The 18,965-nt window shown below is 54.6% G+C and carries 23 protein-coding genes; 10 read left to right on the top strand and 13 right to left on the bottom strand.

All coding sequences use genetic code 11. The features are described from left to right. The first annotated feature begins 35 nt into the window (after positions 1-35). The gene (locus MVC73_RS01505; protein WP_297506209.1) at positions 36-1,721 is read left to right on the top strand and encodes a DUF4910 domain-containing protein; all 1,686 of its coding nucleotides are present in this window, start codon (positions 36-38) and stop codon (positions 1,719-1,721) included. Here the strand turns inward: MVC73_RS01505 and MVC73_RS01500 are convergent. The 4 genes from MVC73_RS01500 to MVC73_RS01485 form a co-directional block, all read right to left on the bottom strand. Then, entirely contained in the window at positions 1,702-2,034 is a 333-nt protein-coding gene (locus MVC73_RS01500) for a transcriptional regulator (protein ID WP_297506208.1), read from the bottom strand. The two genes, MVC73_RS01505 and MVC73_RS01500, sit on opposite strands and share 20 nt — an antisense overlap. A 68-nt stretch (positions 2,035-2,102) precedes the next feature. Beyond that, a complete protein-coding gene (locus MVC73_RS01495; protein WP_297506207.1) occupies positions 2,103-3,578 on the bottom strand; it encodes a TrkH family potassium uptake protein in 1,476 nt (491 codons plus the stop codon). Continuing rightward, complete coding sequence (locus MVC73_RS01490) at positions 3,575-4,762, bottom strand: NAD-binding protein (RefSeq protein WP_297506206.1); 1,188 nt, start codon at positions 4,760-4,762, stop codon at positions 3,575-3,577. Before MVC73_RS01490 ends, MVC73_RS01495 begins: the two co-directional genes overlap by 4 nt. A 24-nt stretch (positions 4,763-4,786) precedes the next feature. Then, positions 4,787-5,428 carry a metallophosphoesterase gene (locus tag MVC73_RS01485; protein ID WP_297506205.1) on the bottom strand — a complete coding sequence of 214 codons (642 nt, stop codon included), beginning with the start codon at positions 5,426-5,428 and terminating at the stop codon, positions 4,787-4,789. A gap of 457 nt (positions 5,429-5,885) precedes the next feature. On the opposite strand from MVC73_RS01485, the gene MVC73_RS01480 reads away from it, so the two are divergent. Then, positions 5,886-6,680: a nitrilase gene (locus tag MVC73_RS01480; protein WP_297506204.1), complete on the top strand. Its 795-nt coding sequence runs from the start codon at positions 5,886-5,888 to the stop codon at positions 6,678-6,680. Here MVC73_RS01480 and MVC73_RS01475 read toward each other — a convergent pair. Continuing rightward, entirely contained in the window at positions 6,673-7,452 is a 780-nt protein-coding gene (locus tag MVC73_RS01475; protein ID WP_297506203.1) for a class I SAM-dependent methyltransferase, read from the bottom strand. The two genes, MVC73_RS01480 and MVC73_RS01475, sit on opposite strands and share 8 nt — an antisense overlap. An 85-nt stretch (positions 7,453-7,537) precedes the next feature. Here MVC73_RS01475 and MVC73_RS01470 point away from each other — a divergent pair, with 85 nt between their 5' ends. Genes MVC73_RS01470 through MVC73_RS01460 form a run of 3 tightly spaced genes read left to right on the top strand, consistent with a single transcriptional unit; the run spans position 7,538 to position 8,851 of the window. Next, entirely contained in the window at positions 7,538-7,792 is a 255-nt protein-coding gene (locus tag MVC73_RS01470) for a hypothetical protein (RefSeq protein WP_297506202.1), read from the top strand. Continuing rightward, positions 7,783-8,478 carry a hypothetical protein gene (locus tag MVC73_RS01465; RefSeq protein ID WP_297506201.1) on the top strand — a complete coding sequence of 232 codons (696 nt, stop codon included), beginning with the start codon at positions 7,783-7,785 and terminating at the stop codon, positions 8,476-8,478. Before MVC73_RS01470 ends, MVC73_RS01465 begins: the two co-directional genes overlap by 10 nt. Beyond that, positions 8,462-8,851, top strand: coding sequence for a hypothetical protein (locus tag MVC73_RS01460; RefSeq protein WP_297506200.1), 390 nt, complete (start codon positions 8,462-8,464; stop codon positions 8,849-8,851). Before MVC73_RS01465 ends, MVC73_RS01460 begins: the two co-directional genes overlap by 17 nt. On the opposite strand, the gene MVC73_RS01455 is transcribed toward MVC73_RS01460, so the two are convergent. From MVC73_RS01455 to MVC73_RS01430, 6 genes are all read right to left on the bottom strand, one after another. Further along, positions 8,848-9,588, bottom strand: a complete 741-nt coding sequence (locus MVC73_RS01455; protein ID WP_297506199.1) for a hypothetical protein — start codon at positions 9,586-9,588, stop codon at positions 8,848-8,850. The two genes, MVC73_RS01460 and MVC73_RS01455, sit on opposite strands and share 4 nt — an antisense overlap. Next, positions 9,575-10,381 (bottom strand): DUF1648 domain-containing protein, encoded by an 807-nt coding sequence (locus tag MVC73_RS01450; protein ID WP_297506198.1) that lies wholly within the window; start codon positions 10,379-10,381, stop codon positions 9,575-9,577. Before MVC73_RS01450 ends, MVC73_RS01455 begins: the two co-directional genes overlap by 14 nt. Continuing rightward, complete coding sequence (locus MVC73_RS01445; RefSeq protein WP_297506197.1) at positions 10,359-10,742, bottom strand: PadR family transcriptional regulator; 384 nt, start codon at positions 10,740-10,742, stop codon at positions 10,359-10,361. The genes MVC73_RS01450 and MVC73_RS01445 overlap by 23 nt, the downstream gene beginning before the upstream one ends. A 5-nt stretch (positions 10,743-10,747) precedes the next feature. Continuing rightward, complete coding sequence (locus MVC73_RS01440; RefSeq protein ID WP_366938911.1) at positions 10,748-11,470, bottom strand: YhfC family intramembrane metalloprotease; 723 nt, start codon at positions 11,468-11,470, stop codon at positions 10,748-10,750. After that, positions 11,470-11,808, bottom strand: a complete 339-nt coding sequence (locus tag MVC73_RS01435) for a heavy metal-binding domain-containing protein (RefSeq protein WP_297506196.1) — start codon at positions 11,806-11,808, stop codon at positions 11,470-11,472. Before MVC73_RS01435 ends, MVC73_RS01440 begins: the two co-directional genes overlap by 1 nt. Positions 11,809-11,895: 87 nt before the next feature. Continuing rightward, entirely contained in the window at positions 11,896-12,486 is a 591-nt protein-coding gene (locus MVC73_RS01430) for a YiiX/YebB-like N1pC/P60 family cysteine hydrolase (RefSeq protein WP_297506195.1), read from the bottom strand. Positions 12,487-12,670: 184 nt separating this feature from the next. Between MVC73_RS01430 and dph2 the strand changes: the two genes are divergently transcribed. From dph2 to MVC73_RS01405, 5 genes are read left to right on the top strand one after another with little or no spacing between them, the layout of a single operon-like run. Continuing rightward, complete coding sequence (dph2, locus tag MVC73_RS01425; protein WP_297506194.1) at positions 12,671-13,711, top strand: diphthamide biosynthesis enzyme Dph2; 1,041 nt, start codon at positions 12,671-12,673, stop codon at positions 13,709-13,711. Further along, complete coding sequence (locus tag MVC73_RS01420; RefSeq protein WP_297506193.1) at positions 13,689-14,060, top strand: hypothetical protein; 372 nt, start codon at positions 13,689-13,691, stop codon at positions 14,058-14,060. The genes dph2 and MVC73_RS01420 overlap by 23 nt, the downstream gene beginning before the upstream one ends. A 4-nt stretch (positions 14,061-14,064) precedes the next feature. Then, positions 14,065-14,697: an METTL5 family protein gene (locus MVC73_RS01415; RefSeq protein WP_297506192.1), complete on the top strand. Its 633-nt coding sequence runs from the start codon at positions 14,065-14,067 to the stop codon at positions 14,695-14,697. Positions 14,698-14,755: 58 nt separating this feature from the next. After that, positions 14,756-15,673 (top strand): hypothetical protein, encoded by a 918-nt coding sequence (locus MVC73_RS01410; RefSeq protein ID WP_297506191.1) that lies wholly within the window; start codon positions 14,756-14,758, stop codon positions 15,671-15,673. Between the two features lie 11 nt (positions 15,674-15,684). Further along, positions 15,685-17,013 carry an RsmB/NOP family class I SAM-dependent RNA methyltransferase gene (locus MVC73_RS01405; RefSeq protein ID WP_297506190.1) on the top strand — a complete coding sequence of 443 codons (1,329 nt, stop codon included), beginning with the start codon at positions 15,685-15,687 and terminating at the stop codon, positions 17,011-17,013. On the opposite strand, the gene MVC73_RS01400 is transcribed toward MVC73_RS01405, so the two are convergent. Together MVC73_RS01400 and MVC73_RS01395 are read right to left on the bottom strand one after the other, a co-directional pair. After that, positions 17,008-17,799 (bottom strand): DUF2226 domain-containing protein, encoded by a 792-nt coding sequence (locus tag MVC73_RS01400; RefSeq protein WP_366938912.1) that lies wholly within the window; start codon positions 17,797-17,799, stop codon positions 17,008-17,010. The genes MVC73_RS01405 and MVC73_RS01400 overlap by 6 nt on opposite strands. A 77-nt stretch (positions 17,800-17,876) precedes the next feature. Beyond that, positions 17,877-18,965: a mechanosensitive ion channel family protein gene (locus tag MVC73_RS01395; protein WP_297506256.1), complete on the bottom strand. Its 1,089-nt coding sequence runs from the start codon at positions 18,963-18,965 to the stop codon at positions 17,877-17,879.

Raw genomic sequence — 18,965 nt, 5'->3', positions numbered from 1 at the left:
TTTAAGCTCCTCCCCCTATTTTTCCCGGTGGTATTATGAGGCGGTTCTTTGACCGGGCGAAGTTCAGTAGGGAGAGCGTTCTCAACTACGTCAACGAGATTGGGAAGTTCCATCGGATACAGGGGTCAAGGGAGCTCGTCGATACAGTCCTCGTCGTGAAGGAGTTTGTTGGGGAGCTCGGGGTTGAGGTTGAGCTCCACAGGGCTTCCTACGACGGGAGGAGCTGGCACCTAACCCTTAAATCTCCAATAGCGTGGGAGCTTGTAGAAGGAAAAGCCCGGCTCGGGGAAAAGACGCTGACGACCGGGGAGAGCCCGCTCCTTGTGATGGCCCACTCCCCTCCGGGGGAAGCCGAAGGGGAAGTCCTGCCAATCCTGAGGGAGGAAGACTGGGAGAGGGCAGAGGAGAAGGTTGTCCTCGTCGGGAGAGATTGGAGAGAGGCATACAGGAAAGCCAACGAGGCCGGTGCAAAGGGCTTCATAGCATACAGGGAGAAGGGCGGGAAGGCATTCCCCTACATCGGCCTGTTCCTGACGGAGGATGACATGGAATGGGCCGAAATACCTGCCATCGCCGTCCCCGAGGAGGTCGCGAAGGAGCTAACCAGAAAGGCCCTGAGCGGGGGAGTGAGGGCGAGAATAAACGTCGAGAGCGAGGTGAAGAAGAGAGAAGACCTGCCAATGCTACTCGCCAAGGTCGGGGAGCCCCCTTACATCCTCTTCACGGCCCACATCTGCCACCCGAAGCCCGGGGCCAACGACAACGCTTCCGGAAGCGCGATGCTGATGGAGCTCGCCCGCGCCCTGAGCAATGCCAGAAGTTCATCCCGCTTCGGCTTCGCCTTCCTCTGGGTTCCCGAGTACCACGGAACACAGGCCTTTGTGGATTCCCTCGGGGTTGATGAATACTACACCTCCATAAACCTCGATATGGTCGCCGGAAGCCCCGACCGTTCCGGCTCCACGCTTATGCTTGTCAGAACGCCCCTTTCAAGGTTTTCAATGGTCTCAGGGCTTCTGGAGGCATACCTTGAGTTGTCGAACTCCAGGGGTTCGAGCTTTTCTGGAAGCCCGATGCCGGTAATGCCCTTCAGGGCCTATCCCTACGAGATGGGGAGCGACCACGACGTCCTGAACTTCTTCGGCGTTCCGGCGGTGATGCCCATAACGTGGCCCGACCGCTTCTACCACTCCAGCGAGGACAGCGTTGAGAAGCTCAGCAGGGAAACCATCGGGATCATCGGGCGGGCCGTTCTGGCCACTGCTCTAGCCTTGGCTGAAGGAGAGGAGAACGAACTCAGGAGATTCGCTAGGGCCTACTCCCTGAAAGTTCTCGGGGAGCTGTCAATGGAGCGTGATACGGAGGAGGCCGAGAGGCTCGTTCTCAGAGGTCTCGCCCGGGACTCGGTTTACCTGGGAATCAACGTGGGGCACGACTTTAGGGAAGAACCCTGGCTGGAGTGGAAGTCCAGAGGGATTCTGAACGAGAGGCTCATAAGGGCCAGAAACGCCGACTGGAGGGCCTTCAAACAGCTGACGAAGGAGAGGAAGGTTTACACCCAACTCCACGAGTTGCTCATGCTCGGAGAGATCCTCCCGAGGGAGAGGGCTTTAATGGCACTTGAGGAGGAATACGGCAGAGTTGAGAAAGAAAAGCTTGAGAATCTGGTAGAACTCCTCGCGGGGGCCGGAATAGTCTCGCTCAGCTCCCAGAGCCCCTGAGCTCTTCCTCCAGCTCGTTTATCCTTTTCAGTATGGTGGCCTTTATGTGCTCCAGGAGCTCACCTGGGGAGACGGCGCTGTAGGTGTATCCGAGCCAGCCTTGCTGGACGAGCTCGCGCCTCAGGATGCCCTTCCGGTAGAGGCTCAGCACGTGCTCCCTGACCGAGCGCTCGCTTATCCCGAGCTCGTTCACTATCTCGGTTACCCTCATGGGCCTCCTCTTTTCAAGGAGGAGGCGGTATATCCTCAGCTCGGTCTTTTTGACCCCCAGGGAACGGAGCAAGGCCTCAAGCCTCTCGTAAACGTCGCTCATCCCTGTCACCCAACTGTTTGTTCACACCTATGAAAATTAGATTGCACAGGTGTTAATAAGCCTTTTCATTACCACTTCCAGTAGGCCCGTGTAAATAGAACGAGAACAGTTACTATCTCAAGCCTGCCGAGCCACATAAGGAAGAACATCAGCAGTCTTGTGGAAGGGGGAAAGATGAGGTAGTTGGCCATTGGCCCAACGGCCCCGATGCCCGGTCCTATGTTTCCAAGGGTCGCCGCAACGGCGCTCATTGAATCGGCTATGCTGAGCTGTGCCCCCGTGGTAGTTCCGTTGAACATAACGAAGAGCGACGCGAGCAGGAACACCAGCAGGTAAAGGACTATAAACGCTAGGGCACCCCTGACGGAGTGCTCATCAACGGGCTTCCCGCCAAGTTTAACCGGCCTTAAAGCATTTGGGTGAAAGGTCTGAAAAAGCTCCCTCCTGAGGGCTTTCAGCCCTATAACCCACCGGACTACCTTAATTGAACCTGCAGTGGAGCCACTGGAACCGCCAATGAACATGGCGAAGAAGAGCACCGTCTGAGCAGGTAGCACCCAGCGGGCGAAGTCCATTGTAGCATAGCCTGTGGTGGTTACTATTGACGTTACCTGAAAGAGGGCCTGCCTGAGGGCGGTGAGGAAAGAGAACCCATACTGTCCTATGAGCATCGGAACGAGAAGGAAGGAGAATGCAAGGAGAAAGAGGATGTAAGCCCTGAACTCTTCGTTTCTGAAGATCCTCCAGTCCCCTCTAAGGAGATACCAGTAGAGGGCGAAGTTCGCCCCAGCGAGCACCATGAAGATTATAACAACCCACTGGACGATCGGAGAGAAAGCTCCCAACGAGGCGGAGAGGGGGGAGAACCCACCGGTGCTCATCGTCGTGAAGGAGTGAAGGAGCGCCATGTATGGGGTCATCCTTGGGGCCATCCCCAGGTAATGGAGGAGGCTCAGCAGGGTGGTTTCAAGGAGCGTCAGGGCCAGGTAGATGGCCCAGAATATTCTTGCGGTCTGCCTTATGTGGGGGGTAAGCTTCTGGAGCTGTGGGCCCGGAGCCTCAAGGCTCATGAGCTCGGCACCGCCGACACTGAGCCTTGGAAGTATTGCTATTGCCAGAACCACTATACCCATTCCGCCGAGCCACTGGGTAAACTGGCGCCAGAAAAGCACCGAGCCGGGCAAGCCAGAGAAGTCGTCGAGGACTGTGGCACCAGTAGTAGTAAAACCGCTCATGCTCTCAAAAAGCGCATTTACCGGATTAGCGAGGGAAGTTTTCCCGAAGAGGATGTAGGGCAAGGCCCCCAAGATTGCAACGACCAACCATGCGACAGAGACCAAGAAAAAGGCCTCCCTAGTCCCTATTTCGGGATTTTTGTCGAGAAGACGGAGGGAGAGACCAATAGATAGACTCAAAAAGAGGGGAATGAGGAATGGCCCCACCGGGGTGCCCTCTTTCAGCGCCAGAAGAAGTGGAGGAAGGAAGGCAAGGCCAAGGAGGGTTGTTATCTCACCTAGAAGGGCAAGTGTAGAGCGCATCCTCATATTTCTATCTCCCCAAGCCTTTCGTTTTCAACGACCAAGATGACTACGTCCCCCCTTCTCAAGCGGAACTCATCGGTCGGGATTACGATTTCACCCTCCCTGATAACGGGCCCGAGCACAGCACCAACTTCCTTAGGCCCCTTACCGACTAAGGCATCATTAACCTCAACGGCCAAGACGGTGACTCCGGGTATCCCTGAGACAACACCAAGGACGTGCTCGCCCTTCGTGGCTAGGACTATTCTGTCCGCTGTTTCAACCTCTGGACTGACGACAAAAATGCCGTTCTTTTCAAAGATATCGCCAAAAAACGCCTCGTGAACGACAGAGAAAACCCTTTCAATGCCAAGCTTCATAGCCAAAAGTCCAGCAAGGAGGTTATCGCTGTCGTTTCCTAGGGAAGCCACGGCCACTTCGGCTTCACTCAGCCCCTCTTCCCTCCAGAGGGAAACGTCGAAGACGTCTCCCTGAATCACCATTGCCGATTCCAGCTTTTTAGATGCGTAAAGTGCCCGTTGGGGGTCTTTTTCAACGAGCTTGACGTCGTACCCCTTGTTTGACAGCATGGAGGCCAGTAAAACTCCCGTTTCACTTCCCCCCATGATCAGGACGTTCTTCGGCCTTCTAGGATGATAGGAGCGCTTTATCTCTTCGATGGTGCCCACTATAAGCTTTCTCCCACCAACTTCCACACTCCACGTGTCCTCTGGAACAGAAACCGCATCGCCAACGTAGAGGTTGCCGTAGATGTTCCTGAGAAATCTCAGCTCGGGGTAGTCGACAACGTTTATTATGCTCCTCGCAACAAGAGGAACGGCACACACCATAAGATCGACGCCGAGGGCCTTCCTGCCCCTGCCCCATACATGGAGGTAGTCCATGTTCTTAACGCGGGCTATCGTCTTTGGGTTCGAGAGGGTTTTTGCAAGAGAGCAGACTATGATGTTAACGTTGTCGTTGTCGGTGGTCGCTATAACGTAGTCCGCTTCCCCAACTCCCGCCTCCTCCAGCGTCTCCGGGAGCGTGGCGTCGCCCTCAACGCCGAGGACATCGAGAAAGTACTGAAGCTCCTCAATAAGTTCACCCCTTATATCAACGACCGTCACCTCGTATCTCTTTGAGAGGTGCTCCGCAACGCGCCTCCCAACGCGACCCGCACCAACGACGATTACCTTCATTGCCATCCTACCAACGTACACAGAATGGTTTTAAACGTTGACGGTTCCAATGTAGAGCCCTTCGGGGAGGAAGAGGCTTGCCTCTCTAAATCCCCGGAGGAACGGGACGAGCTTTACACCCTCCCTGACGTCAAAACCCTCTACGTAGGGGTTCACAGTCGGGAGAACCAGGAACTTCCCAAGCCTGGCGAAGACCTTGACCTTCTTGGAGACGCCACCGCTCCTGAAGGTATAAGCCGGATGGGCATGCCCGAGGAAGGCCTCCTCGAAATCCATGGGGGGTAGCCTCCTGTGGCCGTGAAGAAAGAGCTTGCCGTCTATCAGGAAGTGGTCGGAGACCTCAACGTTGGGGAAGTTCTCCGTCACTTCTTCAATTCTTCCATCGTGGTTCCCCTTCGCTATGAGAACGTTCACATCACGTATCTGGCTGAAGAAGCGGAGGAGCATCTCCCGCAGGCGGAAGCTCAGGCCGAGGGGCTCCTTAACGTCCCCAAGGATTATCAGAACATCGGGGTTAACTTCGAGGACGAAGAAAGCCAGCTCCTCCTCAAACCCGGTGCGAATCCTCAAACCCCTGGAGAGCTCGAAACCTATGTGGGGGTCGGCAAAAACGAGCGTCCTTCCGAGGGAAGTCCTGAGAAGAAGGGAGAGGTCTCCAAAAGAAAGGGGCATAGTGCAGGCCTCAGATAAGCCCGCGCTCCTTCCTGCGCTGTCTCTTGAGCCTGCGTATCCTCTTCTTAATCCACTTCCACCTCATCCTTCCCTTCTTCTTCCACTTCCTTGGTCTGCGCTTCATGAGCGTCACCTCCCGTATCTCCGGGAGGAGCTTAAAGGGCTCACTTTTAAGCTTTTCCCCTTAGGCTGAAACTCCTCCTTTTTAGGGCAACTAAAGAGCCGGTGAGTTGAGTTCGTGCAGTATCTCTATTCCGAGCCTTAAACCGTCCTAAAATCCCTTTAGCGACTGAATTTTGGTTTAAACCAACTTTGCGTTAATGTATGAAAAGCAAAGTCTATTGATGGCAATTTTCAGCCAGAAAAACCAGAGAAAAGCGCCGAAAACCGCGGACTTCAATGTATGAGAAACCGCCACCCTTATCAAATCCGAGGACAAAGATGTAACGGTGATACCATGAAGGTTGCCTACGTCCAGATGGAGCCGGTCCTTTTGGACCCCGAGAGGAACTACTCGAAGGCGGAGAAGCTCGTTGGAGAAGCCGTCGAGAAAGGAGCGAAACTCGTTGTCCTGCCCGAGCTCTTCGACACCGGCTACAACTTCGAGAGCAGGTCTGAAGTTGCTGAGGTGGCGGGAGAGATACCGGACGGGCCAACAACGAAGTTCCTCGTCGAGCTCGCAAGGGAAAAGGAGGCCTTCATAGTTGCAGGTACCGCGGAGAGGGACGAAAAGGGCAATCTCTACAACTCGGCCGTTATAGTCGGTCCGGTTGGCTGGGGCTACATCGGAAAATACAGGAAGGTTCACCTCTTCAACAGGGAGAAGCTGTTCTTTAAACCCGGAAACCTCGGCTTCCACGTCTTCAACATTGGAATAGCCAAGGTCGGGATTATGATATGCTTCGACTGGTTCTTCCCGGAGAGCGCGAGGACTCTGGCTTTAAAAGGAGCGGAGATAATAGCTCATCCGAGCAACCTGGTCATGCCCTACGCACCGAGGGCGATGCCGATTAGAGCTCTGGAGAACAGGGTTTATACTATAACTGCCAACAGGGTTGGCGAGGAGAGGGGTTTGAAGTTCATAGGTAAGAGCATGATAGCCTCTCCCTTGGCGGACGTTCTGGCGATGGGGAGTGAGGATAGGGAAGAGGTCGCAGTCGTCGAGATTGACCTCTCACTCGCGAGGGACAAGAGGATAAACGAGAGGAACGACATCTTCAGGGACAGAAGGCCCCAGTACTACGTCATCTGAGGGTCTCCAGCCCAAGCTCTTTTCTTGGCTTTTTGAAGTAGAGAACATCGCCAACCTTCGGGTTACCGTGCTCCTCGCGCCTTATTAACCCGTACTCCTTGAAGAAAATGCTCCCTATGGCCAGCTGAGTCGCTATGTCCCAATAGTGAAAGTTGACGTCGCTTATCTTTTTTAAACCGGGTAGGAGGTAGTAGCCCCTCCTGAAGGTGCCCCTCTCGAAGTCGTACCCTTCATGCATGGAAGCAATCGTGCAGTTCTCCCTCCGGCCTTCTATGAGGAACCTCCTGTAACCGGCCCTGTAAAGTATCCAGTAAACCCTGTCCATGTCCTCTATCATGAAAACCCCGTCCTCACTGAGGACTAGGACAACGTTCGCGAAGAGCCTTACCGCGTCAAAGGGATCGAAGTGCGGCATCGTGTAGCCCCAGAGGAGAGCTACATCGTGCTCCCCGACGAGGTTCGCCACTTCCCTCGCGTCCCCCTGAACCGTTCTGAGCTCCGGGCTTATGCCGGCAATCTTAAGCCACTCGCGGGCGAGCCCGAGGTCGTCCCTTCTGGCGTCGAGAACCGTGAGGAGTTTCGCACCGGTTGCCTTTGCAAGTGCTACACCCGCTATGCCCGTCCCGGCGCAGAGGTCGAGAACCCTGCCGTTACGGGGAAGCCAGTCGAGGGACTCGAAAAACCCCTCTATTCCCTCGAACCGCTCTCTGGCCCTTTCATCACTTGGGCCCATTCGCCAGTTCAGGTAGCGGTAGAGCTCTTCAAGAGACATAACCTCACCACCGCTGGAAGTGCGGGAGATAATTTAAGCATATCGAAAGGCTTAAAAATTGTGTCAACCTACATAGGTTGACACGGTGAAGGGTATGGAGCTCGGCCGTTACCCCATGCCAGCAGGAGGGAGGCTGTTCCTCGTCAGAGCGTGGGGCTGGCTCCTGATTGGGATTTCCCTGTGGGTCCATTCAAGGATAGCGTTTCTCCTTGGGATCGTCATGGTAGCTGTCTCAACAGGCAGAAGCGCCGTTATGAAGGATTACGGCCCCTATGCCCCTTCCAAGGTGAAAATTGAAAACATCGAAGGGAGACCCTTGGAGGTGTTTGGATGGTACTGAAAATAGTGGACCATCCGGTTGTTCTCGTGCCCTTCCTGCTTCTTGTGGTGTCTTTCCTAACAGGCGAGAAAGTCAGCTGGATTCTTATGGGGCTTTCTTTCTGGCTTATCATCTACATCTCCTTCACAAGCGAGGCCAGAATAGAGGGCCAGAAGATAGTCATCAGGATTGGAAGACCCATCCCTCTCGCCAAAAAGGAAATCCTACCGGACGAGGTAGTTGAGGTCATAGAACTGCCCGAGGCCTATGGAATCAGGATAATCGGACAGTTTCAAAGGCCCTGGGTTCCCATGGGGCGTCTAGCAACTGGACTATTCGTGGGAATCCTCCTGCTTCTTCGGGGGCAGTCATACGGAATTTTCTGGATTTATATCTCCCTGCTCTCATCCCTTAACTACCTCTTCAGGCCTGTAGATAAGCGAACCCGGGTTATGGCTTCTGGAATCATCTCCTTGGTCTCGGCGCTGGCGTTCCTTTACCTCCGGCATCCCGAGTTCAGCTTGAGTGTTATCGCCTACGGCTTCTTTGATGTCTTTATCTCCATCGGGGATTACGGTCAAGACGCGATCATAATCAAAACCGAAAATGAAAAGATAGTCCTCCTAGGTGAGTCAGCATCAAAGGAGAGATTTCTGAAGGGGCTTAGATCCATCCTAGCGGGTGGTTTGAATGTTCAGACTTCCTGAAGGCATGGAGAGAATCTGGCTCATGAGAGCTAAAGGCATGCGCGAAATCGAGATAGCTCAGTCCCTTGGGATTTCGAGGCAGGCCGTTAACAAGGCCCTAAGGGATGCGAGGTCAAAGCTCTTCGAGGCGTTTTTTGACCTTGCCGAGATTTTCTCGTGGAGGGTCGTTAGGATAAACGCCGAGAAGGGTTTTGCGGTTTTCGAGGGCGAGTGCAACGGCCCGGTCAGGGTTTACGCCTTTTACCTACCGGGTAGGGGGATACGGGCCTTCTTCACCACGGCCTTTCCAGATTACGTGCTGGAGCATGCCGTTGAGATCGGGCTCGTTAGAGAGGGGAACGAAAAGGAGCTGGTGAAGGCCCTTGAAGGCTAATAATAACCCTCCTCATAGGCGCTCGTTAGCGATATGAAGACCGCGTAGAATATTGAGCCCAGCGAAACGAAAAGCAGAAGGATTCCAGTAAGCGGGCTCATGTTTGGCTTTAAAGCCATAACGGCCAGCTGAAGTGTCATTGTTCCAGAAACTATCGTTATTGCCCCGGCAAAGCCTACGGCCATCTTTCCCCTAAATTTCGGGGCCAGCTGGAAGACGACTGGCTGGGAAGCGAAAATCGTGAGTACAAGGAGGAAGAGCTGGACGACAACCATCATTTCAACTCCTGAACCTTCCCCAAGCCTTTCGACGAAGAGAACCAGTGAAACCGTGAGAAAGGTCAGCTGAAGGACAACGTACTTCTCGACCTTTGGCGGTTCTATCCTCCTCCCCGGTTTGTCGGGTGCACTCTTTGAGAGCTCTTCAAGCTCGTACTCGTGCCTTGCGATGGAATAGGCAAGGAACAACGTGATTCCGAGGCCCGCGAGCAGAGCGATCATCAGCCACATCCAAGGAAGGAATGGGGAGAGAACTATCAACAGAAAGCCCGTTATCAGCGTTCCCACTCCGGCGATGAAGTTGGCCTTTCTACGGGCCCGGTCCGAGAGGTAGGTGTAGCCTATTCTGAAGCCTATTCCGGGTTCGTCTCTGGCGGTGAATGTTATCAGGCCGGCAATGATAAGGAAACCACCGAGAAAGAGCCCATAGAGGATTCTGAGGAGGTTATGCTCTTCCATTTCCCCTCACCCTCAGGAGCAGGTAAATGCCGATGAATACCAGCGCCATAAAGAGCAGTGTTGAGTACGTCATCGCCTTTGACGGTAGCTTTCCGAGGTTGTACAGAACCATCGATGAAGAAACCATAATAATTCCGAGGCTCATCAGGGTGTTGAACCACGCCCACGCCCTCCACCCGCTAGTTGAGAAGTTCCCCATCCTCGCGAAGAAGCCCGGGTCTTTTCCGAGCACCGTCAGACCGAAGGGGATAATCCAGACGAGGATGGGCACCAGAAGGGCTCCCCAGAGCTTTGACATAAAGCCGTTGGGGTTTCCGGAGGCATCAAAATGGACCGCCATCGTATCCGGAAGGGTCCTCCAGTTCAGGGCCACGAGAAGGAGATAGAGGCCGAGGAAGGCAAGCTGAATGAGCATGTAGGGCCCGACCTTCACCTCTATCCTCTCCCCTTCGGGCTTTGCAGGGGCCTCAGTGGAAATCTCCTCCATCTCGTAGACCCTTCTGGCGATGGTTATAGAGAGACCCGCCCCAATGAGAACGCCCGTAACGAGGACGAGAGTGAAGGTTGTTATTGAGACGCCAATCACCGCGAGAGTAATCATCACGAGGGAGAGGCCGACGAAGAAAAGGCCGCCGACGGTGTTAGCTTTTCTCCACGCTTCTCCTGACATATAGGTGTAGCCTATCCTGACCCCGATGTAGGGGTTCTGCCTGTCTCTGAAGGCGAGCGTCAGAAGACCCGCCAGCAGGATGCCAAGGGATATGAACAGCTCAACCGCGGTTTGAGAGTTCAAACTCTCCACCTCCCTCAAGCTTTGAGAGAACCCCAACGATTTCGTCTATCTCACGCCTCAGCTCCACCAAAACCTCCCTTCCGAGGTCGGTGAGGCGGTAGTACTTCCTCGGCCTCCCGCCGACTTCGGCCCAGAAGTCCTCAAGGAGGCCGAGCTTTCTGAGGCCCTTAAGGATGTCGTACAAAGCTCCCTCACTCGGCACGAGCTTCCCCCCGCTGAGAACCTCAAGTCTTTTCCTTATCGCGTAGCCGTGCAGTTCCCCTTCTCGCTCAAGTAGAGAGAGGACAAGGTAGGAATAAAGGCCGGAGCGGAGTTCCTTTCGGAGCTTCTTGAGGGCCTTTTCCTTCCGGTTTCCGAGCAAGGGCCTCACCAGATTGGCTTTTCTTCCACTTCTGGCTCGCTGAGTGCCTTTAACGCCCCGTAAGCAAACACCAGAATTCCAACAACCGCAACGATTGCCTCAAGGAGGTAGATTAGGACATTTGATTCGTGAGCAGCCTGAATCAGCTGAAAGTATGCCGCGCCCGTATCAAGTACCGTGTGCAGGCCAATCATATAGAGAAGCCCCCTCTTCCCCAGACCTTTTTGGGCGTAGTAGGCTAAAAGAACCGCGGTTCCAACGTGGAAGAGGGTTACAAAGTAGCGTTCGGAGAGCGAGAGGAGTGCCGTTGGGAGTGGGACTTCGGGGGAGCCCCCGTGAATGGTAACCATGAGGACACTAACCCCCGCCACGAAAAAGGCCTCGGTCACGCCAAAGCCGAGGCCGACGAAGACGGCCTCACGGAGCTTTCTTTCCTTCACGAGATAGTACTTGACACCCTCCTGTACGAGGCCGGCAATCAGGCCGAGCCATAGTGCAACGGCCACGGTGAAGGCCGTTCCCCTCGAGACAACGTCGGCGTTCGAGCGGATTCCGATTCCAAGGAGGGGGAGCTGTTGGAGGGGGTTCTGGACGAAAATCGCGATGAAGAAGGCAGCAAAGCCGAGGAGCAGCTCACCCCATCTCTGCCTCCTGAAGCCGATGAGATAAACCGTCGCCCATGCCAAGAGACCTCCAAGGATGGGAAAGGGAAAAAGGTACATGCTCATCACTCCTTCTCGATGACAACGGCGGTTCCATAGGCGTAGACCTCGGCGAGGCTTGAACCGACGTTCGACGTCGCAAAGCGGACGTTAATGACTGCGTTAGCCCCCATATCCTTGGCGTGGAGCGCCATCCTTCTCAAGGCCTCCTCCCTAGCCTCGGCCATCATCTCGGTGTATTCCTTCACCTCACCGCCCTTGATGTTCCGGAGGAGGGCCATTATGTCCCTCCCTATATGGGTGGCCCGGACGATGCCACCGCGCGCGATGCCCTTGACGTCAACTATTCTGTAGCCCGGTATCGTCTCGGTGGTGACGACAATAACCCCCTCGACGGTCTCCATATCACTCACCCCGATGCATCGAACTTCGAGGTATAATCCGCAGAGGAAGTATAAAAGGGTTTCGGAATGAAACAGAAAAAGGGGAAATCAGGCGTCGCTGTGGTAGTAGATCACGTAGGTGTCACCGTCGTCGTATATCTCCTGGGGTGCGACTCCCCAGAGGTACTTCCAGCTGAAGCCGGGGTGGGCGTCGATATCGGGTCCTCCAACGGCCTTATAAGAGGCCCAGACCAGCTCCGAGCAGTAGTAGCTGTCGCCGTAAACCTCCTTTGTCCACCACTTCCAGTCGTAGGGCTTTCCTAGCTGCTGGAAGGCGAAGTTAACGGCCGCGAGCCTTATCTCGTTGGTCGTTCTGACGCGGAGAACCGCGACCGTGTCGTACCTCTTAAGGAAGTCGGAGAGGTAGACCATTCTGACCGCGCTCGGGTTGTCCCATGCCTCTATGACAACCCAGTCCCCTGCGTTGGAGTCGTAGTAGGCTATTATCCCGGTGTGCGTCCAGTAGCCGGGGATTATGAGGTCGCTGAGGGGGTTGTGGCCTATCACTATGTCCCCCGGGATTATGCCGCTCGGATAGGGGTGCCAGTGGTCTGAGCCCCCAAGACTACTGGAGGCCGCCACGGGATTCGCCAGCACTACAAGAACGAGCAGTCCAAGTATGGGTGCAACCCTCTTCATTTGATGCACCTCCCAATATCTTGCAAAAATTCCAAGGGGCATTGAGGTTAATAAATGTTGTGCAACGTCTGTTAATGTAATCCAACGTTCGCATAACGCCATTAACGGACCTGAAAATTCAGAAGTAACGGGTTGTAAGCGATGAGCATTTAAACGCCCGCCACCAAGGGAGAGCGGTGATCGGATGCACGAGATACATGCCCGGGAAGTCCTTAAGGAGCTCAGGCTCATCGGTGCAGGGAGGGTTCTCATACAGTCCCCAGAGGGGTTGAGGAGAGAGGCCGAGGCCCTGGGGGGCTTCCTTGAAGAGAACGGAATCGAGGTCATGCTTCATGGGGAGGTGAACTACGGCGCCTGCGACCCGGCCGATAGAGAGGCCAAGAGCCTCGGCTGTGATGCCCTAATCCATCTGGGCCACAGCTACATGAAGCTCCATCTGGAGGTTCCGACTATCTTTGTTCCTGCCTTTGCGGAGGTTGAGGTAGTTCCCGCCCTTGAGAAGAACCTTGAAGAGATCAAAAAGCTTGGAAAGAGGATAGCCCTCGTGACGACGGCTCAGCACATACACCAGCTTGAAAAGGCCAGGGTGTTTTTGGAGAACAATGGCTTCGAGGTTCTCATCGGGAGAGGGGACTCAAGGGTAAGCTGGCCGGGACAGGTTCTGGGGTGCAACTTCTCAAGCGCGAGGGTTGGTGGCGAGGGGGTGCTCTTCATAGGAGCCGGCTACTTCCACCCGCTCGGCGTCGCCATAGCCACCAAAAAGCCGACCCTGGCGGTAAACCCTTACTCCGGCGACGCCACGTGGATGAAGGGGGAAGCGGAGAGGCTGATAAGGAAGCGATGGGCCCAGATTGCCAAGGCAATGGACGCCGAAAGCTTCGGGGTTGTGACGAGCACGAAGAAGGGCCAGCTCCGCCTGAGTGAAGCCCGGAGAATCGTGAGGCTCCTCCGCGAGCACGGGAAGAGGGCCGAGCTCCTCGTGATGAACCACATAAGCTACCCGGCCCTGGAGGGCTTTTCTTTTGACGCCTACGTCGTCGTCGCCTGCCCGAGGGTTCCCATAGACGACTACGAGAACTGGAGGAAGCCCGTCCTCACCCCGAGGGAAGCGGAGATACTGCTCGGCCTCCGCGAGGACTACGAGTTCGACGAAATACTCGGTGTTGAGAGAACCGAAGACGAGCCACTGGGGGTAGCGCTTCATGGATACAGGAACAGTCTTTAGCATCGCTAACTGGTTCCTCCTCTGCTACTGGTCGCTCAAAACCGTTATGGCTCTCTTCACTTACCTGAAGCCCCGATGGATAACCCTGCTCCTTCTCTCAGTTGCTATACCCCTGGTCTCAATAAAGCTCGGCTTCGTGGTGGGGTTTCTAATGACACTTGCTTATTTCCTTGCCAAGGGCCTGAAAGCTGGAAGCGCTCTCTCCGCGTCCATTCTGGCCTTCATCCTCTTCTTCGTTGGTGCGGTCTCCGTGACGATAATCTTCGGCATAGCGGGAACGGCCTTAAAGGTTCCGGGCTATCAGATGAACGGAACCCTCAGGGAGCTGGTTGAGAGGGTCTACGGGTGATTCCATGAAGAAGAAGCAACTGGCGATCCTGCTCTCCCGGCTGGAGGGGTTTGAGAACCCGAAGGCGGAGCTCGAACAGTACAGAACGCCCGGAAACGTCGCTTCCGAGCTCCTCTGGCTGGCCCACTCCCTCGGGGAAATCGAGGACAGGGTTATAGCCGACCTCGGAGCCGGGACGGGGGTTCTCTCCATAGGAGCGTGCCTTCTGGGGGCTAAAAAGGTTTACGCCGTTGAGAAGGACGGCAATGCGGTTAGAGTACTCAGGAGGAACCTCGAAAGGACGGGAACCTCGGAGTGCGTTGAGGTCTTTGAGGGAGACGTCTCGGAGTTCTCAGCCAAGGTTGACACCGTCATCATGAACCCCCCCTTTGGAAGTCAGATAAAACATGCCGACAGACCCTTCCTCAAGAAGGCCTTTGAAATTTCATTCTCGGTGTACTCAATCCACCTGGCAAAGCCGGAAGTTAGAAGGTTTATCGAAAGATTTACATATGAATACGGTTTCAGGATTACCCATCGCCTAACGGTTTTCCTCGAAATTCCAGCCCAGTTCCACTTCCACAGGAAGAGGTTGGAGAGAATACCCGTTGATATCTACCGCTTTGAAAAATCCTCAAGGGACATTGGAGCTATTTAAGCGAAAAGGCTATATTTGAGGCGGAGATATTTAAATCAGAGAAATACGGGTGTGCACAATGGAGGAGGTGCCTGAAATAAGGGAGACCCTTAAAACATGGGATGTTGGAAGGGTTGCCGAGGTAGTCGCTGAAGACGAGAGGGCCCTAGTGGAGGTACTTGGCGTATTGAGATCAGGGGACGGAACCCTCAAGATAAGGGCATTGACTGCTCTTATCGAATCCACGAGGGGATCGAACTGGAAAGAGAGAAAACGCGTTCTGGAGCTTGGGCTTGATGAGATAATAGCCGCCGCCGGAAGCGACGACGACAGGATTTCGAGCAGGGCCCTCGAACTTCTGGCCATTCTTCTCAAAAACAACCCGCTAACCGATAGAAGACTTGCCCCGATCATTGAGGTAATACTCAAAAAGTCCACCTCAAAGAGCCCCCGGGTCTGGTCGAGTATTATGGAGGTCATAGAGAGCATAAAGATTCCATACGTCTCCAAAAGGACAACCTCTCTGCTCCTCAGAGCCCTAAGGGATGGAACTGCAGAGGAAATTGCCGTGGCGTCGCTCGTTCTCATAAGGTCGGGAGCGGTCGAGAGAAACGACTGGAAGCTGCTGGTTGAAAGGATTGCCGACCTGATAAACAGCAACAGCGAGAGGCTTATAGATGCCGGTCTAACCGCGTCTATAAGGCTGACGAAGCTACCCGTGGTGTTCCCTATGGATGCAGTGATAAAAGCCGTTTTGCCTGCCCTTAGAAGGCTCCTCTCATCGTGCAGCGATCAGTTCATAAAGGTTAAAGCCATTGACGCCTTCGACAGGCTCCGGGAGATGGTCACCCGCTACTATCGCCTGCATCCCCGCGAGGCTCAGAGGGTCGCAGAGGAGCTGGCCCGGTTGGGCCTTGTTGAGGAAGCTTACCTGGTATCGTCAAGTGCCGGCACTTTCACAGGTGAGTTCTTTTACGGCAACAGAACGGCACTATAGCGGTGTGCTGGATGGGAAAATTGAAACTCAGCGACAGGCAGCTCCACGCCCTCATCGAGGCCGTCAAGCTCGGGGAAGAGATAAAGCCAAGCCAGAGCGCGAAGAGGAAGGCCTTCTCAAAGTACAGGATTGAGGGCTGGGAGAACTCAAAGCTGACTGGCATTTTCTACTCCATCCAGAGGAGGCTCGGCCTCATAGACGAGGTTATAGAGGAGCTGGTTGGAGTCTCGCCTCTTATCCTCGATCCCTGGCTGAGGGCAACCCTCAGGGTGGCCGTTGAGGTGGCCGTTTTCAGGGAACCGGGCGAGAAAACGTTGCAACACCTGAAGGGCTTGGCCCAGTTCCTCTCCAGAAAGACCCACCCCTTCGTGGGCTATTACTACTACGACCTCCTGCCGAGGGTCGTAAACTACGTCCCAAAGCTGGACACCGAGGAGAAGAGGCTGAAGTGGGAGTACCTCTTTCCAGAGTGGTTCATAGCGAGGATGCGCTCTCTCCTAGGCGACGAGGCGGAGGAGCTCCTCAAGGCCCTCAACGAGACCCTCCCGACGAGTTTGAGGGTGAACAGGCTGAAGGCGAGCGTTGAGGACGTTGAAAGCTACCTGAGGAGAAAGAACGTCCGCTTTAAGAGAAGTGAGAGGGTCGAGACGGTCATTAGAATCCTCGACTCCTTTAATCCGGGGTGGCTTCTCAACAAGGGCTGGGCGATAGCTCAGGAAGAAGCCCCTGCAGTTGCGTCCCTCGTCCTATCCCCCAAGCCCGGTGAAACGGTCGTTGACCTCGCGGCGGCTCCGGGGGGTAAAACCGCCCACATGGCGGAACTGATGGAGAACAGAGGAAAAATATACGCCTTTGACGTCGACAGGGCGCGGGTAAGGCGCATGAAAGAGGTTCTCAGAAGGACGGGAGTCGAGATAGTTGAGGTTATAACCTCCGATGGAAGGAATGCACCGGAGATAATAGGCGAGGAGATTGCCGACAGGGTTATGCTCGATGCCCCATGCACGAGCGACGGAACGATAGCGAAGAACCCAGAGCTCAGGTGGCGTCTCCGCGAAAAGAACATTCCCAAAGTAGTCGCCCTCCAGAAGGAGCTAATCGAGAGCGCTTGGAAGCTCTTGAAGCCCGGAGGAAGGCTTCTCTACTCGACATGCTCGATGCTTCCCGAGGAAAACGAGGGCGTTGTGGAGTGGTTTTTGAAGAGGCACGAAAACGCCAGACTAGTGCCCGTAGATGGCCCATACAGCCCCGGTTTTCTTGAGGGCACGATGAGGGCATGGCCCCACAGGCACAAGACCATAGGCTTCTTCTACGCCCTGATAGAAAAAGGTAGTTTATGAAAAGAGCACCCTGCTTATCACAACCCTCTTCCCCAGGTCCTTCGAGAGCTCCCCTGCCTCACGGTATATCGCGCTCTCAAAGTCGTTTTTAATGTTTCCAGTCACCTTCCCCCCGGTATAGAGCTTTACCGTTGCGTGGACTGCGGAACCGGAGCCGAGGGCGTACCTGACCTCCTTTGCCTCTATTTCAAGCCCCGATAGCTCGATACCCGAGGCCTTGGCCAGTGAGTTTATTCTCTTGGCCATCCCCCGGAGGTATGGGTCAAGCTCAACCGGAGCTTTTATTTTGACTTCAAACCTCCTGCGGGGTTTTTCAACCGAAGTCTTATGCCCCACCACTTCCGGAGGTTTTGAAAGAGCTTGGACTCCTGTCGGGCCTCCCACGGTATCCTCTGACCTTGGCGATGAGTGAAGTCTTGAAAGGGGCATCTTCGGGGTATTGTTGTAAACGTCGATGTTATCGACAATGGACATCTTCACATCCACATCACTAAGGGGGTATACATCAACAACGAGCGGTCCTTCAGCCACCATCTTGTTGACAACATCCAGCGCTCCGCTTCCAACGAGGGAGGCACCCGAAGATACGTCAACGGTTTCCACAGCGAGCACCTTCTCGTCATCGATGAGAATGGTGGCATAATAGGGCCTTCCTCCAGCCTTTCCGAAGATTTTCAGGAAGGCACCTTTGCCCCTTGCCAGGGCTTCCTTCACCAGTCGGTCGAACTCATCCCGGTTTCTGCAGAGACGGTTCTCCTCCAAAGGTGTCACAGATGGAAGTCGCATAAATATCACCAATGGGCTAATATGTCCATCATTGTATTTAAACTTTAGCACGGCGTGAGAAATGAAGGGGGTAGGAGCTACTTCTCAATCCTGACCTTGAGCTCTTCCGCGAACCAGTTGACCCTCTGCGGGAAGGGTATCTCGATTCCCTCAGCCTCAAGGGCCTCCTTTATCTTCTGAAGGAGGTGGAACCTTGAGCGCAGAAGGTTCTGCCCGATCCAGAGGGAACTGGGAACCCACGCCCATATCGTCAGGTTCACGGAGCTGTCGCCGAGCTCCTCAACATAAACCTTCGGCTCGGGCTTTGCCAGGACGTAGGGCTCCTCATCGAGAACCCTCAGTACGGTGTCGATGGCCTTCCGGATATCGGACTTGTAGGAAATCCCCACGACTATCGTTGTCCTCCTCACTGGATACCTCTGGAGGTTTACTATGCTGCTGTTGAAGAGAGATGCATTTGGTATCCTTATCAGCGTCCCGTCCCACTGTCTTATCCGCGTCGATAGGATGTGAATGTCCTCGACTATGCCCTCAACGCCCGACTCGGGAAGCCTGACGGCGTCGCCAACTTGGAGGGGCTTGTCGAAGTACATGAAAATTCCTGAGATGAAGTTTGAAATGACCGCCTGAGAGGCGAAACCGAGGACGATACCGGTTATTCCGGCCGCGGCTAGGAGGGTTGACAGCTCACCGCTTATCCCCGCTATGTTCAGGGCAATGAAGAAGGCGAGGGTTATGACGGTGTAGTAGAAGAGCTTTGCCTTGAGCTGAACCTCGGGGAGCTTGCTCTGCGGTGCCCGGGAGATTAGGTAGTCCTTGGACTTCTTCGCGAGGAGGTAGGAGAAGTAAAAAATCAGGAGGGCTATGAGGAGGTTGCTCAGGGTAACGCCCCAGAGCTTGTAGGAGAGTATCCCCAGGGCATTGAGGGACTCTATAACGGCTATGAAAACTATCAGGTTGTAGAGTGCAGAGGCGCTTTCCTCGTTTATTATCCAGACGTAGGTGGTGTTCCTTGAGGCCTTTATTACCTCAGCCTTGACGATTCTCGCCAGTATAACCCCGAGAACCAGAATGGCGACGGCCTTGATTATTGAGAGCAGTGTTATTGATATGCTCCCCCCGTCCATCCCGGAGATCAGGGTTATGTTAAGGGATGAAACGTCCAT

The organism is Thermococcus sp. (assembly GCF_027052235.1).
GTDB lineage: Archaea > Methanobacteriota_B > Thermococci > Thermococcales > Thermococcaceae > Thermococcus.
This window is presented reverse-complemented; position numbering and strand designations above follow the sequence as displayed.

Bases quoted from the DNA above. Each gene is read 5' to 3' on its own strand.
- MVC73_RS01430 (WP_297506195.1), bottom strand. From the start codon at position 12,486: ATGAAGAGGGTTGCACCCATACTTGGACTGCTCGTTCTTGTAGTGCTG.
- MVC73_RS01395 (WP_297506256.1), bottom strand. From the start codon at position 18,965: ATGGACGTTTCATCCCTTAACATAACCCTGATCTCCGGGATGGACGGG.
- MVC73_RS01505 (WP_297506209.1), top strand. From the start codon at position 36: ATGAGGCGGTTCTTTGACCGGGCGAAGTTCAGTAGGGAGAGCGTTCTC.
- MVC73_RS01485 (WP_297506205.1), bottom strand. From the start codon at position 5,428: ATGCCCCTTTCTTTTGGAGACCTCTCCCTTCTTCTCAGGACTTCCCTC.
- MVC73_RS01435 (WP_297506196.1), bottom strand. From the start codon at position 11,808: ATGGAGACCGTCGAGGGGGTTATTGTCGTCACCACCGAGACGATACCG.
- dph2 (WP_297506194.1), top strand. From the start codon at position 12,671: ATGCACGAGATACATGCCCGGGAAGTCCTTAAGGAGCTCAGGCTCATC.
- MVC73_RS01480 (WP_297506204.1), top strand. From the start codon at position 5,886: ATGAAGGTTGCCTACGTCCAGATGGAGCCGGTCCTTTTGGACCCCGAG.
- MVC73_RS01415 (WP_297506192.1), top strand. From the start codon at position 14,065: ATGAAGAAGAAGCAACTGGCGATCCTGCTCTCCCGGCTGGAGGGGTTT.
- MVC73_RS01465 (WP_297506201.1), top strand. From the start codon at position 7,783: ATGGTACTGAAAATAGTGGACCATCCGGTTGTTCTCGTGCCCTTCCTG.
- MVC73_RS01410 (WP_297506191.1), top strand. From the start codon at position 14,756: ATGGAGGAGGTGCCTGAAATAAGGGAGACCCTTAAAACATGGGATGTT.
- MVC73_RS01420 (WP_297506193.1), top strand. From the start codon at position 13,689: ATGGATACAGGAACAGTCTTTAGCATCGCTAACTGGTTCCTCCTCTGC.
- MVC73_RS01440 (WP_366938911.1), bottom strand. From the start codon at position 11,470: ATGAGCATGTACCTTTTTCCCTTTCCCATCCTTGGAGGTCTCTTGGCA.
- MVC73_RS01475 (WP_297506203.1), bottom strand. From the start codon at position 7,452: ATGTCTCTTGAAGAGCTCTACCGCTACCTGAACTGGCGAATGGGCCCA.
- MVC73_RS01455 (WP_297506199.1), bottom strand. From the start codon at position 9,588: ATGGAAGAGCATAACCTCCTCAGAATCCTCTATGGGCTCTTTCTCGGT.
- MVC73_RS01500 (WP_297506208.1), bottom strand. From the start codon at position 2,034: ATGAGCGACGTTTACGAGAGGCTTGAGGCCTTGCTCCGTTCCCTGGGG.
- MVC73_RS01460 (WP_297506200.1), top strand. From the start codon at position 8,462: ATGTTCAGACTTCCTGAAGGCATGGAGAGAATCTGGCTCATGAGAGCT.
- MVC73_RS01495 (WP_297506207.1), bottom strand. From the start codon at position 3,578: ATGAGGATGCGCTCTACACTTGCCCTTCTAGGTGAGATAACAACCCTC.
- MVC73_RS01405 (WP_297506190.1), top strand. From the start codon at position 15,685: ATGGGAAAATTGAAACTCAGCGACAGGCAGCTCCACGCCCTCATCGAG.
- MVC73_RS01400 (WP_366938912.1), bottom strand. From the start codon at position 17,799: ATGCGACTTCCATCTGTGACACCTTTGGAGGAGAACCGTCTCTGCAGA.
- MVC73_RS01490 (WP_297506206.1), bottom strand. From the start codon at position 4,762: ATGGCAATGAAGGTAATCGTCGTTGGTGCGGGTCGCGTTGGGAGGCGC.